Source organism: Campylobacter devanensis (genome assembly GCF_002139915.1).
In the GTDB taxonomy this organism is placed as follows: Bacteria; Campylobacterota; Campylobacteria; order Campylobacterales; family Campylobacteraceae; genus Campylobacter; species Campylobacter devanensis.
Genome location: NZ_CP018788.1, coordinates 843,721 through 858,364, shown reverse-complemented (window position 1 = coordinate 858,364; position 14,644 = coordinate 843,721). Strand labels below are relative to the sequence as shown.

Below are 14,644 nucleotides of genomic sequence, written 5' to 3'. Positions count from 1 at the left end.
TACTCATATAAAGTTTAAGGAGAAAAATATGGCAAATATATTTAATGAACTCACATCAATGAGTCAAGATTTAATCGATAGCGCAATATCTTTAGCTATCGGAAACAAAAATCCACAAGTCGTGCCTTTGCATATGCTTTGGGCTTTAAGTGCTGATAGCAACTCGCTCTTAAATCAAATTTTAAATAAGGTAAATGTGAGCAAAGAAGCCTTGGTTTTGGATATCAAAAGCCACGCTGATAAACTGCCACAAAGCTCAAATGTATCAAAAAACAATATCCAAATTTCAAATGAATTAATAGATAGCTTTGAGCGTGCTAAGGCTGTAATGATAGGATTGGGGGATAAATTTATAGCTGTTGATAGCTGGATAATTGCGAATTTAGATAGTGAGCCTATGAAGGGAATTTTGTCTAAATATATTGATCTATTAGAGATTAAAAAAGAGTTAGAGTTAATGCGTGGTGGCAAGAGTATTGATACGCAAACCGCTGATGAAAATTTAGACTCTTTAAATAAATTTGGAATTGATTTAACTAAAAAAGCCGCTAGTGGTGAGCTAGATCCAGTAATCGGTAGAGATGAAGAGATTACAAGAATGATGCAAATTCTAATTAGAAAAACTAAGAATAACCCGATATTATTAGGTGAGCCTGGAGTTGGTAAAACCGCTATTGTAGAGGGCTTGGCTCAACTAATTGTCAAAAAGGCAGTCCCTACAACCTTAGCAAATAAAAGAGTAATAGCTCTTGATATGAGTGCGTTGATCGCTGGAGCCAAATATAGAGGTGAGTTTGAAGATAGATTAAAAGCGATAATTGATGAAGTCAAAAAGGCTGGAAATATAATCTTATTTATAGATGAAATTCACACAATAGTAGGCGCTGGAGCTAGCGAAGGCTCTATGGATGCTGCTAATATATTAAAGCCAGCTTTAGCTCGTGGAGAGCTGCACACAGTTGGGGCTACAACTCTAAAAGAGTATAGAAAATATTTTGAAAAAGACGCCGCTTTACAAAGGAGATTTCAACCTGTCAATGTAGCAGAACCAAGTGTAAATGAAGCTTTACAAATCCTTCGTGGGATAAAAGATAGATTAGAAGTCCATCACAATGTAACCATCACAGATAGTGCTTTAGTAGCAGCAGCAAAGCTAAGTCATAGATATATTAGTGGTAGATTTTTGCCTGATAAGGCAATTGACCTTATAGATGAAGCGGCCGCAGAGTTAAAAATGCAAATTGAGAGTGAGCCTTTTGAGCTAGCTAAGACTAAAAGAGAGATTGAGACTTTAATAGTCGAAAAAGAGGCTTTAAAAATGGAGGGTGAAGATAAAAATAGCGATAGATTAAATGAGATAGAAAAAGAGATAGCAAATTTAAATGAGAAAAAATCAAATTTAGAGGCTAAATTTAAAAATGAAAAAGCGGTATTTAATGGTATAAGTGAGGCTAAAAAACAGATAGAAACTCTAAAAAATGAAGCTGAGCAAGCGAAGAGAAATAACGCTTATGAAAAGGCCGCAGAGATAGAGTATGGCAAAATTCCAGAAGCAAACACTAAGATAAAAGAGCTAGAAGCTAAATGGGAAGAGATGAAAAAGGGTGGAGTGCTACTCAAAAATGAAGTAGATGAAGATATGGTAGCTGGAATTTTAAGCAAATGGACAGGAATCCCAGCTGGCAAGATGCTTACAAACGAAAAAGAGAGATATCTAAATATAGAAAAACATCTCAAAGATAGCGTAATAGGTCAAGATGAAGCCTTACACGCACTATCTAGGGCTATTAAGAGAAATAAAGCCGGCCTAAGTAGCCAAAATCGCCCGATCGGTAGCTTTTTATTCCTTGGGCCTACGGGCGTTGGTAAGACTGAGAGTGCGAAGGCGTTGGCTAAATTTCTTTTTGATGATGAAAAAGCGATGATAAGATTTGATATGAGTGAATATATGGAGAAACACGCCGTTAGCAGACTTCTTGGTGCGCCTCCTGGATATGTGGGATTTGAAGAGGGTGGACAGCTCACTGAAGCAGTTAGACGAAAACCATATAGCGTGATTTTGTTTGATGAAGTTGAGAAAGCTCATAAGGATGTATTTAATATCTTGCTTGGGATTTTAGATGATGGTAGGGCTACTGATAGCAAGGGCGTAACTGTGGATTTTAAAAACACAATTATCATTTTAACTAGCAATATTGGCTCATCGGCTATTATGGATCTAAATGGTAAAGAGAGAGATGATGCGGTTAAGCTTGCTTTAAAAGAGTATTTTAAACCCGAATTTTTAAATAGATTAGATGATTGCGTGATATTTAATCCACTTGGTCAAGATGAGTTAGGCAAGATTGTAAAAATCATGTTTAAAGAGCTTGAGAGTAAGCTTTTGGCTCGTGGGATAAAATCACAACTTAGCAGCGAAGCTATAAATTTAATCTCTCAAGCTGGATTTGACCCTGTATATGGTGCTAGGCCACTTCGCAGAGCCTTATATGAGCTTGTAGAAGATCTTGTGGCTGATATGATCTTAAAAGATGAAATCATAAGTGGCGATAGCATAAAAATTGACGCTAAAGATAATCAAATCATCGTAACCAAAGATTAATATCTTAGCTTGTTAGATGATACAAAAATCATCTAACAAAGCCTATAAATTTATCTATACAAAATTGTCCCGAGCCTAACCATATTAGACCCACACTCTATAGCTAGATTAAAGTCCCCACTCATCCCCATTGAGCAGATCACCGCCCCTTGTGGCTTTAATTTATCAAATATATTTTTAGTTATCTCAAAACTTCTTTTAATCTCATTTTCATCATCGCTATTAGCGCCTATACTCATCACGCCTATTAAATTTAAATTCTCACATCTATTTTGTATATCTTTATAAATTTCTATAGCATCGCTAGGATCGACACCTTGCTTACTCTCTTCTTTAGCTGAGTTTATCTGAAGCAAGGTATCAAGCTTATAATTTAGCCTTTTATTGACTTCAAGTGCTATCTCTAAGCTATCACAGCTTTGCCACAAAGATGGATGAAGTGATATGAGTTGATTTATCTTATTACTTTGTAATCGACCGATAAAGTGCCACTTGATATCTAAATTTGAGAGGATTTCACTCTTTCTTTTTAGCTCTTGGACTCTATTTTCACCAAATTCTCTAAGACCTTGATTATATAGCGATATTACCTCATTTTGGGTTACATTTTTGCTTACAGCGATTAATCTTGCTCTACCATTAATCTGGTTTAAAATAGTATCTAAACTCATCTTACTCTCCTGCTAATCTAACTATATCATTGATAATAGTAAATATCATTAAAGCAAATAACAACGCCATAGAAGCGTAGCTAAGCCCTACAAAAACACGCTCATTTACCGCTCTTTTAAATATCATCTCATATAGATTAAAAACTATATGCCCACCATCTAAAACTGGAAGCGGAAGCAAATTTAATATACCTAAATTCACAGATATCAAAGCTACTATTATTAAAAGCACAGATATGCTGATTTGGCTAGCTTTTGTAGTGATATCAGCCATTGCGACTATGCCGCCCATTTGATCTATAGGGACTACGCCTGTGATGAGCTTCTCTAATCCTTGATAGATTAGAGTTGAGGCCTTAATCGTCTCATCATAGGCAAATTTAATGCTATCAAAGCCTCTATTATATATAGTTGTTTTATCGCCACTTGGTGTTATGCCAATTAATGGAGTAGTTATATTCTCGCCAAATATATTTTTGGTTTGAGAGAGTTGCGGGGTTAGTGTTATATGAAACTCATTTTCACCACGCTTAATAAGTATATCTGTAGGATTAGTTGTTATATGCTTTTTTATATCATCCCACTCCTTAATTTTAACCTCATTTATAGCTAGGATTTTATCATTTTTTTCTATATTAGCACTTTGTGCGGCTGAATTTGCTATGGTGCTACCAACAACAGGTGATAATCTCTCAACACCGATAAATCCAAGCATTATATATAGCATAAAAGCTAATAAGATATTAAAAAACGGCCCAGCAAATAAGATTATAATTCTTTTTAATGGGCTTAGTGTGTTATAGCTATCGCTATCATAATTTTTCTCTTTTGGATTTGTATCATCTTGACCTTTTAGCTGAACATATCCACCAAGCGGTATAGCGCTTATACAATAGATAGTATTGCCCAATTTTTTGCTATAAATTTTCTCTCCAAAACCAATGCTAAAAGTCTTTACAAAGACACCAAAGTATTTAGCAGCCAAAAAATGCCCAAGCTCATGAAAAAATATTAAAAATGATAGCGACAATATGGTGATACCAAAATGCACCCCCCAATACCAAAAACTAGCTATTAAAAGTATTAAAACAAAGATTAAACTTCTCAAATTCTACCTTTATAAAAAATTATGTGAAAATTGCGTAAGTATAACAAAAAATCTACAATAATATACAATTATAAAGGTAATTTTATTAAAATTTGAGTAAAATACCCCACTTAAATAAAAAGGTAGAAAATGTATGTAGCTCCAAGTATTTTATCAGCGAATTTTGGAGAGTTAGCTAAAGAGATTAAGGCTGTTTGTGAGGCTGGGGCTGACTTGATACACATAGATGTTATGGATGGCCACTTCGTGCCTAATCTTACAATTGGCCCACTTGTAGTAGAGGCAGCAGCTAAGGCATCTACAAAGCCACTTGATATTCATTTAATGGTAGAAAATGTCCCATTTTTTGTAGATCTATTTTTGCCTTTAAAACCTAAATTTATAAGCTTTCATATAGAAGAAGAGAAGCACCCATTAAGGCTTATCGATCATATCCGTAAAAATGGAGTAAATCCCGCTATAGTTCTTAATCCCCACACACCTGTTAGCTCTTTAAAACATATCATAGATGAAGTTGATATGGTGCTTTTAATGAGTGTTAATCCCGGTTTTGGCGGACAAAAATTCATCCCTTCAGTCTTACCAAAGGCTATGGAATTAAGAGAGTTAATAGACTCACGAAATGCTAAATGTATGATAGAAGTAGATGGCGGAGTAAATGGTCTAAATGTAGCTGATCTAGATGCTGCTGGTGTGGATATTGTCGTGGCTGGAAGCTTTGTCTTTGGTAGCAATGATTATGCTGGGGCGATAAGAGCGTTAAAAATTTAATAATAAAGAGCAAATTTGAAAAACAAATTAGATAATTTTATAGATTTATTAGCCAAAACTAATCTTAATTATCACGATTTTATACAAAAAGCAAATGATATAGATGAATTAGCTGATATCATAGAGCCTAAAAATTTAGCCGATTGGCGGCTTTTAGGCCTTGAGCTAGAGCGTTTGGATAATGGCAAAATCGTTATGCCGACTAGATTTAGAGATTTTAATGAACAAGTGTTTTGTATCGTTGATATCGAGACAAATGGTGGGATAAAAAGCGGTCAAATCATCGAAATAGGTGCGGTTAAAATCCAAGGTGGCAAGGAGATTGACAGATTTCAAACGCTAGTTTGGGCTAGTGAAATTCCGCAAAATATCAGCGAATTAACTGGAATTTATCAGCTTGATTTAGTAGATGCTCCGCATTTGGCAAATGCTCTTGAGAGCTTTAGGCTATTTTTGGCTGATTCTGTATTTGTAGCGCATAATGTTAAATTTGATTATGATTTTATCAGTATTAGCTTAGCAAAGCTTGGGTTTGGAATGCTCTTAAATCGCAAGATTTGTACCATTGATCTAGCTAGAAGAACGATAGAGTCAAATAGATATGGCCTAGATGCACTCAAACAAATTTTTGGTATTGATAATGCTCATCACAGAGCATTAAATGACGCAATCGCAGCGTGTGAGATTTTCAAAGAGTGTATCAAAAGGGTGCCGTGGCATGTCCAAAGTGTAGAAGATCTCATACTATTTAGCAAAACAGCAAAGATGCTAAAAACCCCAAATGTAATAGAACAGATAAATCCACCTAAAACAGATTTAAGAGGTTGATATGAGAGTTGCTATTTTATTCGTTTTTGCTATGATTTTTAGTGGATGTAGCTCTAAAATTTTAGAACAAAATGCTCCAAATAGCACTCATATTAATAGAGAAAATAGTATTAAAAAGAGTGAATATACTCTAAATTTAAGCAAATATGTAGGCAAAAAATCAGCCGATTGCTCATCATTAGTTACAACCATAAATAGAAAAAATAATAATATCTACTCTCTAAGCGATCTAATCTCACATTATAGTAAGGATGGTCGTCGCTCTCAAGCTATCTATAATCTTTATAAGAGTAAAAATCAGATAAATTATCAAAATGCCTCGCCTGGAGATCTAATATTTTTTAACAACACAACCAAATCCACAAAAAACAAAACTAGCCACAATATAACTCACATAGGAGTTGTAAAAAAGATAAAAGATGATGGAACAATCGTCTTTTTACACAATCTTAGGGGTAAAAATATATTAAGCGTGATGAACTTAAACCACAAAAATTCCCATCAAATTGATGGTAAAAAAGTAAATGCATATATAATAGCTAATTGTAAAAATATAAATTGCTTAGTATCAAATAGATTTTCTGGCTTTGGTAAAATCAGCCAAGATATAGCGGTGAAATAGTGGGTTGATATGAGAAATTTAGGATTTACAGCAGCGGTAATAGCGTTAAATTGTGCTATATATTTTTTAGAATATTTTGTCTATAATCCTTATGAATTTAGTATATTTTTTGGTCTTAATGAGCTATTTTTTGCTGGGGCGTATTGGCAGATTCTTACATCTATGTTTATCCACGGCTCATTTATGCATATTTTGATGAATATGATAGTGCTTTATCAATTTGGGATGATATTAGAAAGATATTTAGGGTGGATTAAATTTGGCATTTTATATATCTTTGGCGGGGTTATAACTGGATTTTTAAGCCTTGGGTATCTAGCTTTTGAGAGTGTGAATTTAGTCGGTGCGAGTGGGGCTATATCGGTGTTGCTTGGATTTTTAGCTTGTATTGATAAATTTAATCGCAAAGGGCTTATAGTAGTTATATTATTAGTTAGTTTTGCGCCGCTTTTAATGGGGATTAGTGTAGCGTGGTATGCTCATTTGATAGGATTTGGCGTGGGATATTTGGCTGGATTTTTAAAGGTATTTAGATGAGATTTTTTGATGAGATTTGGGAGTGCTTGAACTCTTGTGATTTGGAGCAAAAATTTTCTAAATTTAGCCAAATTTATAGCAATTTTCATAGTTGTGATATGAATTTTAATAGCGATATTTTTAAGCTTAGTGTGCCTAGTTATTCTAAGATTTGCTCTATAAAATCTATGAAAGAGATAAAGCAAAAGCACACTAATGAGGCTTTTTTACACTCAATTGCTCACATTGAGTATAGTGCGATTGATATTGCTTTGGATGCTTGTTATAGATTTAGAAATTTGCCGATGGAGTATTATCTTGATTGGTTAGAAGTGGCTAATGATGAGATTAGACATTTTAAGATGATATCTGATAAGATGGAGTCTTTAGGTGTGAAATATGGTGATTATATCGTCCATGATGGATTATTTATCGCTCTAATCAAAACCCAAAATTCACTCATAAATCGTATGGCGATTCTGCCTAGATATATGGAGGCCAATGGTCTTGATGCCAATCTTTTTATGATGAAAAAATTAGCTTTAAATGGTGATAGAGATGGTATTTTAGAGATATTAAAAGTGATCCATAAAGAGGAGATAGAACATGTCAAAAAGGGTGATAAGTGGTTTAAATTCGCTTGTAAAATAGCAAATGTAGATCCAAATTCATGGATTGAAATAGTACGAAAATGCTACCCAAAGGCATTTGAAGCAAAAAGAGCGCTAGATATAGAGCATAGATTATTAGCAGGTTTTAGCAAAGCCGAGCTTGATAAAATTCAAAAATTTCAGGAGAGAGCATGAAAACTATATATTTTATTCGCCACGCAAAGGCTAAAAAAGTCGCCGCTACTGACTTTGATAGGGCGTTAAGCCCCAAAGGCAAAGAGGCTGCAAAAGTGATGGCCACTAGGCTAAAAAACAAAAATATCTTACCAGAGCTTATCATCTCTTCGCCAGCTAAGCGAACGGCCAAAACCGCCAAAATCATCGCTAAAAATATAAATTTTAGTGGTAAAATTCAGTTTGAAAACTCACTTTTTGAGGCCACAACGCAAGATTATCTAAATATCATAAATCATATTGATAGCTCCTTAAATACCATATTCATCGTAGGTCACAACGATACTTTAACTCAAATTTGCGAGATTTTAAGCGATAGCCATATCGGCGATATCCCTACTGGCGGAGTTTTTGGTATTGAGTTTGATGTGAATGAGTTTAAAGATATAAGGGCTAAAATTGGGCGAGTTTTGCTCTTTGATTACCCAAAAAAGATAGAATAAACTTAAATTTAGATTAATTATAAAAATTATTTATAGTTTAATGGTTTAATTTAGTTAAAAATTGATAAAATAAGAAAAATTTTAAATAAAGGACATAAATGGCAGATATAATCTACACTTACACAGATGAGGCGCCAGCATTGGCTACTTTTTCACTTTTTCCTGTTATTAAGGAGTTTTTAAGTCGTGGTGGTATCAGTATAGATACTATGGATATTTCATTAGCTGGTAGAATTTTGGCTAATTTCCCTGAAAATTTAAAAGATAATCAAAAAGTTCCAAATTATCTAGAAATCCTAGGCGAAATGACCAAAGAAAAAACAGCAAATATAATCAAACTTCCTAATATTTCAGCATCACTTCCGCAGCTAAATGCGGCTATTGCAGAGCTTCAATCAAAAGGATTTAATGTACCAAACTATCCCGAAAATCCATCCAATGAAAAAGAGATTGATATCAAAGCAAGATATGCTAAAGTTTTAGGAAGTGCGGTAAATCCAGTTTTAAGAGAGGGTAACTCAGATAGAAGATGTGCTAGTGCCGTCAAAGCTTATGCCAAAGAATTCCCACACAAAAATGGTGCTTGGGATAACACTATTAAAACAAGAGTGGCATATATGGATAGTGGAGATTTTTATGGCAATGAAAAATCTGTAATAGTCAAAGAACCAACCGAATTTAAAATCAAATTTACAGACAAAAATGGCAACACAAAAGTATTAAAAGATGGTATAAAAGCAGCCGCTGGCGATGTGATTAGTGCTACATTTATGAGTGTTGCTAAACTAGATAAGTTTATTGCTAAAACCATAGAAGAAGCCAAAAAAGAGTCTTTACTCTACTCAGTTCATCTAAAAGCTACAATGATGAAAGTAAGCGATCCGGTTATGTTTGGTCACTTTGTGAAAGTATTTTTCGCTGAAATCTTTGATGAGTTTGGAAGTGAGCTAAATTCAGTTGGTGTGGTGCCAAATAACGGCTTAAAAGATCTATTTGCTAAAATAGAAAACTTGCCTATAAAAGATAAAATCATAGCAAAATACAATGAAATTTTAGACAAAAACCCAGATTTAGCGATGGTAGATAGCGATAAAGGAATTACAAATTTACATGTCCCAAGCGATGTGATAATAGACGCTTCAATGCCAGCAATGATAAGAAATAGTGGCAAAATGTGGGATAAAAATGGCAAAACAGCCGACACTCTAGCAGTAATCCCAGATCGCACATATGCGACAATTTATGAAGCGACAATTGATGATTTAAAAGCCAATGGAGCGCTAAATCCAGCAACTATCGGTAGCGTATCTAATGTAGGTTTGATGGCGAAAAAAGCAGAAGAGTATGGTAGCCATGATAAAACATTTATAGCTAGTGAAGATGGCAAATTCACACTTAGTAGCACAAATGGCGATAAAATGGAATTTGAAGTTGAGAGTGGCGATATATTTAGAGTTATGCAAGCAAAAAGCGAAGCGATTAAAGATTGGATTAAACTAGCGATCAATAGAGCTAAAGCCACACACTCAACTGCGATATTCTGGTTAGATAGTGCTAGAGCACACGATGCTAGTATGATCCAAATAGTAAATTCAGAGCTTAAAAATTATGATCTAAATGGCCTAGATATTAGTATCGCAGCCCCAACTGAAGCGATCAAAAAATCAATCTCTATTATACGAACTGGCAAAGACGCTATTAGCGTTACAGGTAATGTATTAAGGGATTATTTGACAGATTTATTCCCAATTTTAGAGCTTGGAACGAGTGCGAAAATGCTCTCAATAGTCCCGCTTTTAAATGGAGGTGGTTTATTTGAAACTGGTGCTGGTGGAAGTGCGCCTAAAATCGCTCAACAACTAATAGAAGAAAATCACCTTCGCTGGGATAGCTTGGGTGAATTTTTAGCTCTTGGTGCGAGTTTGGAACATTTAGCTAGCGTAAGTGGTAAAAAAGAGGCTACAATACTAGCCGATACTTTAGATAAAGCAATTGTAAGCTACCTTAAAAATGACAACTCACCACGCAAAAATGTAGGTGAAAATGATAACCGCGGTAGCCACTTCTATCTAGCTCTATACTGGGCTAATGAACTAGCAAAAAGCGATCTAGCGCCTAAATTTGCCGGTGTAGCAGCTGCTTTAAATGAGAATAAAGCTAAAATTACAGATGAGTTAAACGGCTCTCAAGGAAACAAGGTAGATGTCGGCGGATACTATATCTTTGATGATGCGAAGGTTTCAGCCGTGATGAGACCAAGTGCCATATATAACGAATCTTTAAAGAAATAAGTTGTGAAAATAGCAATAATAGGCGCCGGAAATGTAGGAGCTAGCATAGCTAGTCTTCTCATTTCTAAGCAGATGTGTGATGAGATAGCACTCATTGATATCAACCAAAATTTAGCTAATGCCAAAGCAATTGATCTATCACAAATGTCGATTGCTTTGGGCTTGGATATTATGGTAGTTGGCGGTGATGATTATCAAATTTTAAGCGATTTTGATATTGTTATCATTACGGCTGGAGTAGCTAGAAAAGATGGCCAAAGTAGGGCCGAACTTGCTAAAATTAATGCTAATATAGTAGCTCAAGCATCTAGTCAAATCGCCAAATTTGCCCCAAATTCCACTATAATTGTCGTGACAAATCCGCTTGATATAATGGTATATGTAGCATTTAAAGCTAGTGGATTTAATAGAAAAAAGATTATTGGAATGGCTGGAGAACTTGATAGTGCTAGACTTAAATTTGCTTTAAAAAATCATCTAGGCACTAGTGTAACTGACTCAAAATCTTGCGTAATAGGTATGCATAATGATAATATGATATGCTTGGTTGATGAAAATTTAAGTATAGATGAATATGAAAATATCAGATCTCAAACTATAAATGGCGGAGCGAAAATAGTTAAATTGATGAATACATCTGCATTTTATGCGCCAGCAGCTGGGGTTATAAATATCTGTCAAGCCTTAATAAATAAGGACTCTAAGGTGCTTAGTTGCTCGGTTTTGGATGATAATTTGATAGCTTTTAGTCGTTTGGTTAAAATTTCAAAAGATGGCGTAAAAGAGATTTTAGAGCTGAATTTAAAGCTAAAAGATAGAGAAATTTTAGATAAAAGCATAGAAGAATTTATAATTTATATTAAAAATTTTAATATAAATGGTGCTAATATTAACTTTAGCTAAAGATAAAATTTTAGTTTTTTTATTTATCTATTTTATTAACTTTTTTCAGATAAAGTTTCGTAAAAAGTTTTGAAAATTAGTTTTGCGTTTGGCAAAATTTAGGTATTTGGATGCTTGATTTTTCAAGTAATTGAGTCGCTACAATTGTAGCTTGAAATTTGATTTAAGTTAGACTTAAATTTAATTAGGAGATAGTAATGATAGAACAACCGCTTAATACAGCTGTTTGGGTCGATGAGAGTAGGTGTAAGGCTTGCGATATTTGCGTAAGCTATTGTCCTGCTGGTGTTTTAAATATGAAAGAAGATATCCACGCTATTCAAGGAATGATGATAGAAGTTAGCCATCCAGAGTCATGTATCGGCTGTAGGGATTGTGAGCTTCACTGCCCTGATTTTGCTATTTATGTGGCTGAAAAGGGATTTAAATTCGCAAAACTTAGCCCTGAAGCTAAGGAGAGAGCAGCCGCAATCAAGGCAAATCATTTTAGGAAAGTTAATTAAGGATATAAAATGAGAGAGTTAATAACGACAGGAAATGCTTTAGCAGCAAAAGCAGCCATCGAGTGTGGCTGTAATTTTTTTGGTGGTTATCCTATTACCCCATCAAGCGAAATCGCACATGAATTAAGCGTAGCACTACCAAAAAGTGGTGGTAATTTTATCCAAATGGAAGATGAGATCGGCGGTATCTCAGTAGCACTTGGTGCTAGTATGACTGGAGCGAAGGCTATGACAGCAAGCTCAGGCCCTGGTATTTCGCTCAAAGCTGAACAAATCGGTCTTGGATTTATCGCTGAAATTCCTTTGGTAATCGCAAATGTAATGCGTGGTGGCCCTTCAACTGGTCTTCCAACTCGTGTGGCACAAGGCGATATTTTACAAGCTAAAAGCCCAAGCCATGGTGATTTTTGTTCTATTGCAGTAGCGCCAGGAAATTTAGATGAAATTTACACTGAAACAGTAAGAGCATTTAATCTAGCAAATAGATTTAGTACCCCTGTATTTTTGCTACTTGATGAGACTATAGGTCATATGCAAGGCAAGGCTAAGATACCAGATGTTAAAGATTTAGTAATCGAGCCTAGACGAGAATTCAAAGGCGATCCAGCAGAGTATAATCCATATGAAGCCAAAGAGGATGAGCCAGCTACGCTAAATCCATTTTTCAAAGGTTATCGCTATCACATCACAGGCTTACATCACGGCCCTACAGGATTCCCTACAGAAGATGGCAAAATAGTTGATTATAATATCAAAAGATTATTTAATAAAATTCACGCCCACCTAGATGAAGTAATAAAATTTGAAGAGTATAAGCTAGAAGATGCTGATATTTGTATTATTTGTTACGGAAGTGTGAGCTTAGCAGCTAAAGAAGCGGTAGATAAACTTCGAGATGAAGGTATAAAAGTAGGTATATTTAGACCTATTACTATATGGCCAAGCCCAGAAGCTAAAATCAAAGAGATATGCTCTAAATTTAAAAATATTTTAGTAACTGAGTTAAATATGGGACAATATCTAGGCGAGATACAAAGATGTGCTTTAAGAGATGATTTTAAAACACTATTAAAAGCAAACGGCAGACCGATTAGCCCGAGTGAAATTATTAGCAAAGTCAAGGAGTTTTAATTATGGCTTTTAATTATGATAATTATTTAAGAACAAGCAAAATGCCAACACTTTGGTGCTGGGGTTGTGGTGATGGTGTAATTTTAAAAAGTGTTATCCGTGCTATAGATGCGATGGGATGGAGTATGGATGATGTCTGCGTGGTAAGTGGTATCGGATGTAGCGGACGCTTTTCAAGCTATGTTAATTGCAACACAGTTCATACAACTCACGGCCGTGCGATCGCATATGCTACAGGTATCAAACTAGCAAATCCAGATAAACATGTAATAGTAGTAACTGGTGATGGCGATGGCTTGGCAATCGGTGGTAATCATACAATTCATGGTTGTCGCAGAAATATAGATATTAATCACATTTTAATTAATAACTTTATTTACGGCCTTACAAACTCACAAACAAGCCCTACAACTCCACAAGGCTTTTGGACTGTTACAGCTCAATGGGGAAATATAGATCCAAATTTTGATGCTGCTAAATTAGCAACAGCAGCCGGCGCGACATTTGTCGGTCGTGAGACTGTAATTAACCCAACTAGAATAGAAAAAATGCTAATCGAAGGGTTTAAACACGAGGGTTATAGCTTTTTTGATATATTTTCTAACTGCCATATAAATTTAGGTAGAAAAAACAAAATGGGCGAAGCTACTCAGATGGTTAAATGGATAGATGAGAGAACTCTGCCTAAGGCTAAATTTGAAACATTAAGCGATGAAGAGAAAAAAGGCAAATTCCCTACTGGTGTGCTATTTAAAGATGAAAATCGCATAGAGTATTGTAAAGCATATGCTAAAGTTAAAGAAGCAGCTCAAAATAAGACAAAAGTGAATTTTGAGGAGATAATATGAGTTTAACAGAGTTAAGATTTGTCGGTGTTGGTGGTCAAGGTGTTATATTGGCTGGAGAGATCTTATCAGCGGCTAAAATTGAAGCTGGCGGATATGGAGTCAAGGCCTCAACATATACTTCTCAAGTTCGTGGTGGCCCAACAAAGGTTGATATAATTTTAAGCGATGAAGAGATCAAATATCCATATGCTAATGAGGGCGAAATTTGCTTTATGTTAGCAACTGCTCAAAATAGCTATAACGCATTTAAAGATGGTGTTAAAGAGGGTGGTATAATCGTAGTAGAGCCAAATTTGGTTAAGCCTAGTGAAGAGGACAAAAAGCGCTGGAAAATCTATGAAATTCCTATCATCTCAATTGCCAAAGATGAAGTTGGAAATGTGATTACTCAAAGCGTTGTCGCTCTTGGTGTAGCTGTTAAATTCACAGGCGTTATGGATGAAGAGATCGTAAGAAATAAGATGTTAAGTTCAGTTCCAGATAAGGTAAAAGAAGCAAACAATAAAGCTTATGATCTAGGACTTGCATACGCTGCTAAATGTATGCAATAATCTTCACAAAC

The 14,644-nt window shown here is 35.0% G+C and carries 15 protein-coding genes; 13 read left to right on the top strand and 2 right to left on the bottom strand.

All coding sequences use genetic code 11. The features are described from left to right. The first annotated feature begins 28 nt into the window (after window positions 1-28). Window positions 29-2,602 (top strand): ATP-dependent Clp protease ATP-binding subunit, encoded by a 2,574-nt coding sequence (locus CIGN_RS04250; protein ID WP_086302365.1) that lies wholly within the window; start codon window positions 29-31, stop codon window positions 2,600-2,602. A 50-nt stretch (window positions 2,603-2,652) separates the two neighbouring features. Here CIGN_RS04250 and CIGN_RS04245 read toward each other — a convergent pair whose 3' ends face one another. Together CIGN_RS04245 and rseP are read right to left on the bottom strand one after the other, a co-directional pair. Next, the gene (locus CIGN_RS04245) at window positions 2,653-3,273 is read right to left on the bottom strand and encodes a YggS family pyridoxal phosphate-dependent enzyme (protein ID WP_086243717.1); all 621 of its coding nucleotides are present in this window, start codon (window positions 3,271-3,273) and stop codon (window positions 2,653-2,655) included. 1 nt (window position 3,274) lies between these two features. Next, window positions 3,275-4,381, bottom strand: coding sequence for an RIP metalloprotease RseP (rseP, locus tag CIGN_RS04240; RefSeq protein WP_086302363.1), 1,107 nt, complete (start codon window positions 4,379-4,381; stop codon window positions 3,275-3,277). Window positions 4,382-4,510: 129 nt separating this feature from the next. Here rseP and rpe point away from each other — a divergent pair, with 129 nt between their 5' ends. From rpe to CIGN_RS04180, 12 genes are all read left to right on the top strand, one after another. Beyond that, window positions 4,511-5,152: a ribulose-phosphate 3-epimerase gene (rpe, locus tag CIGN_RS04235; protein WP_086302361.1), complete on the top strand. Its 642-nt coding sequence runs from the start codon at window positions 4,511-4,513 to the stop codon at window positions 5,150-5,152. A gap of 15 nt (window positions 5,153-5,167) precedes the next feature. Next, a complete protein-coding gene (locus CIGN_RS04230) occupies window positions 5,168-5,980 on the top strand; it encodes a 3'-5' exonuclease (RefSeq protein ID WP_086302359.1) in 813 nt (270 codons plus the stop codon). Between the two features lies 1 nt (window position 5,981). Then, window positions 5,982-6,602, top strand: coding sequence for an NlpC/P60 family protein (locus tag CIGN_RS04225; RefSeq protein ID WP_086302357.1), 621 nt, complete (start codon window positions 5,982-5,984; stop codon window positions 6,600-6,602). A gap of 9 nt (window positions 6,603-6,611) precedes the next feature. Then, window positions 6,612-7,139, top strand: a complete 528-nt coding sequence (locus tag CIGN_RS04220) for a rhomboid family intramembrane serine protease (protein ID WP_086224487.1) — start codon at window positions 6,612-6,614, stop codon at window positions 7,137-7,139. Next, on the top strand, window positions 7,136-7,924 hold the full coding sequence (locus tag CIGN_RS04215; protein ID WP_086302355.1) for a ferritin-like domain-containing protein: 789 nt from the start codon (window positions 7,136-7,138) through the stop codon (window positions 7,922-7,924). Before CIGN_RS04220 ends, CIGN_RS04215 begins: the two co-directional genes overlap by 4 nt. Continuing rightward, window positions 7,921-8,406, top strand: coding sequence for a SixA phosphatase family protein (locus CIGN_RS04210; protein WP_086302353.1), 486 nt, complete (start codon window positions 7,921-7,923; stop codon window positions 8,404-8,406). The genes CIGN_RS04215 and CIGN_RS04210 overlap by 4 nt, the downstream gene beginning before the upstream one ends. 98 nt (window positions 8,407-8,504) lie before the next feature. After that, a complete protein-coding gene (locus CIGN_RS04205) occupies window positions 8,505-10,697 on the top strand; it encodes an NADP-dependent isocitrate dehydrogenase (RefSeq protein ID WP_086302351.1) in 2,193 nt (730 codons plus the stop codon). 3 nt (window positions 10,698-10,700) lie between these two features. After that, entirely contained in the window at window positions 10,701-11,600 is a 900-nt protein-coding gene (locus CIGN_RS04200; RefSeq protein ID WP_086302349.1) for a lactate/malate family dehydrogenase, read from the top strand. A gap of 197 nt (window positions 11,601-11,797) precedes the next feature. Further along, window positions 11,798-12,103, top strand: a complete 306-nt coding sequence (locus tag CIGN_RS04195) for a 4Fe-4S binding protein (protein ID WP_086224495.1) — start codon at window positions 11,798-11,800, stop codon at window positions 12,101-12,103. A gap of 9 nt (window positions 12,104-12,112) precedes the next feature. Next, the gene (locus CIGN_RS04190) at window positions 12,113-13,234 is read left to right on the top strand and encodes a 2-oxoglutarate synthase subunit alpha (RefSeq protein ID WP_086300585.1); all 1,122 of its coding nucleotides are present in this window, start codon (window positions 12,113-12,115) and stop codon (window positions 13,232-13,234) included. 2 nt (window positions 13,235-13,236) lie between these two features. Next, entirely contained in the window at window positions 13,237-14,082 is an 846-nt protein-coding gene (locus tag CIGN_RS04185) for a 2-oxoglutarate ferredoxin oxidoreductase subunit beta (RefSeq protein WP_086300587.1), read from the top strand. After that, on the top strand, window positions 14,079-14,633 hold the full coding sequence (locus CIGN_RS04180) for a 2-oxoglutarate:acceptor oxidoreductase subunit OorC (protein WP_086224498.1): 555 nt from the start codon (window positions 14,079-14,081) through the stop codon (window positions 14,631-14,633). The genes CIGN_RS04185 and CIGN_RS04180 overlap by 4 nt, the downstream gene beginning before the upstream one ends. The last annotated feature ends 11 nt before the right edge of the window (window positions 14,634-14,644 follow it).

What these genes read in the sequence shown, in the direction of transcription:
- CIGN_RS04215 (WP_086302355.1), top strand. Translation starts at nt 7,136, where the DNA reads ATGAGATTTTTTGATGAGATTTGGGAGTGCTTGAACTCTTGTGATTTG.
- CIGN_RS04205 (WP_086302351.1), top strand. Translation starts at nt 8,505, where the DNA reads ATGGCAGATATAATCTACACTTACACAGATGAGGCGCCAGCATTGGCT.
- CIGN_RS04190 (WP_086300585.1), top strand. Translation starts at nt 12,113, where the DNA reads ATGAGAGAGTTAATAACGACAGGAAATGCTTTAGCAGCAAAAGCAGCC.
- CIGN_RS04180 (WP_086224498.1), top strand. Translation starts at nt 14,079, where the DNA reads ATGAGTTTAACAGAGTTAAGATTTGTCGGTGTTGGTGGTCAAGGTGTT.
- CIGN_RS04210 (WP_086302353.1), top strand. Translation starts at nt 7,921, where the DNA reads ATGAAAACTATATATTTTATTCGCCACGCAAAGGCTAAAAAAGTCGCC.
- CIGN_RS04245 (WP_086243717.1), bottom strand. Translation starts at nt 3,273, where the DNA reads ATGAGTTTAGATACTATTTTAAACCAGATTAATGGTAGAGCAAGATTA.
- CIGN_RS04195 (WP_086224495.1), top strand. Translation starts at nt 11,798, where the DNA reads ATGATAGAACAACCGCTTAATACAGCTGTTTGGGTCGATGAGAGTAGG.
- CIGN_RS04185 (WP_086300587.1), top strand. Translation starts at nt 13,237, where the DNA reads ATGGCTTTTAATTATGATAATTATTTAAGAACAAGCAAAATGCCAACA.
- CIGN_RS04225 (WP_086302357.1), top strand. Translation starts at nt 5,982, where the DNA reads ATGAGAGTTGCTATTTTATTCGTTTTTGCTATGATTTTTAGTGGATGT.
- rpe (WP_086302361.1), top strand. Translation starts at nt 4,511, where the DNA reads ATGTATGTAGCTCCAAGTATTTTATCAGCGAATTTTGGAGAGTTAGCT.
- CIGN_RS04220 (WP_086224487.1), top strand. Translation starts at nt 6,612, where the DNA reads ATGAGAAATTTAGGATTTACAGCAGCGGTAATAGCGTTAAATTGTGCT.
- CIGN_RS04250 (WP_086302365.1), top strand. Translation starts at nt 29, where the DNA reads ATGGCAAATATATTTAATGAACTCACATCAATGAGTCAAGATTTAATC.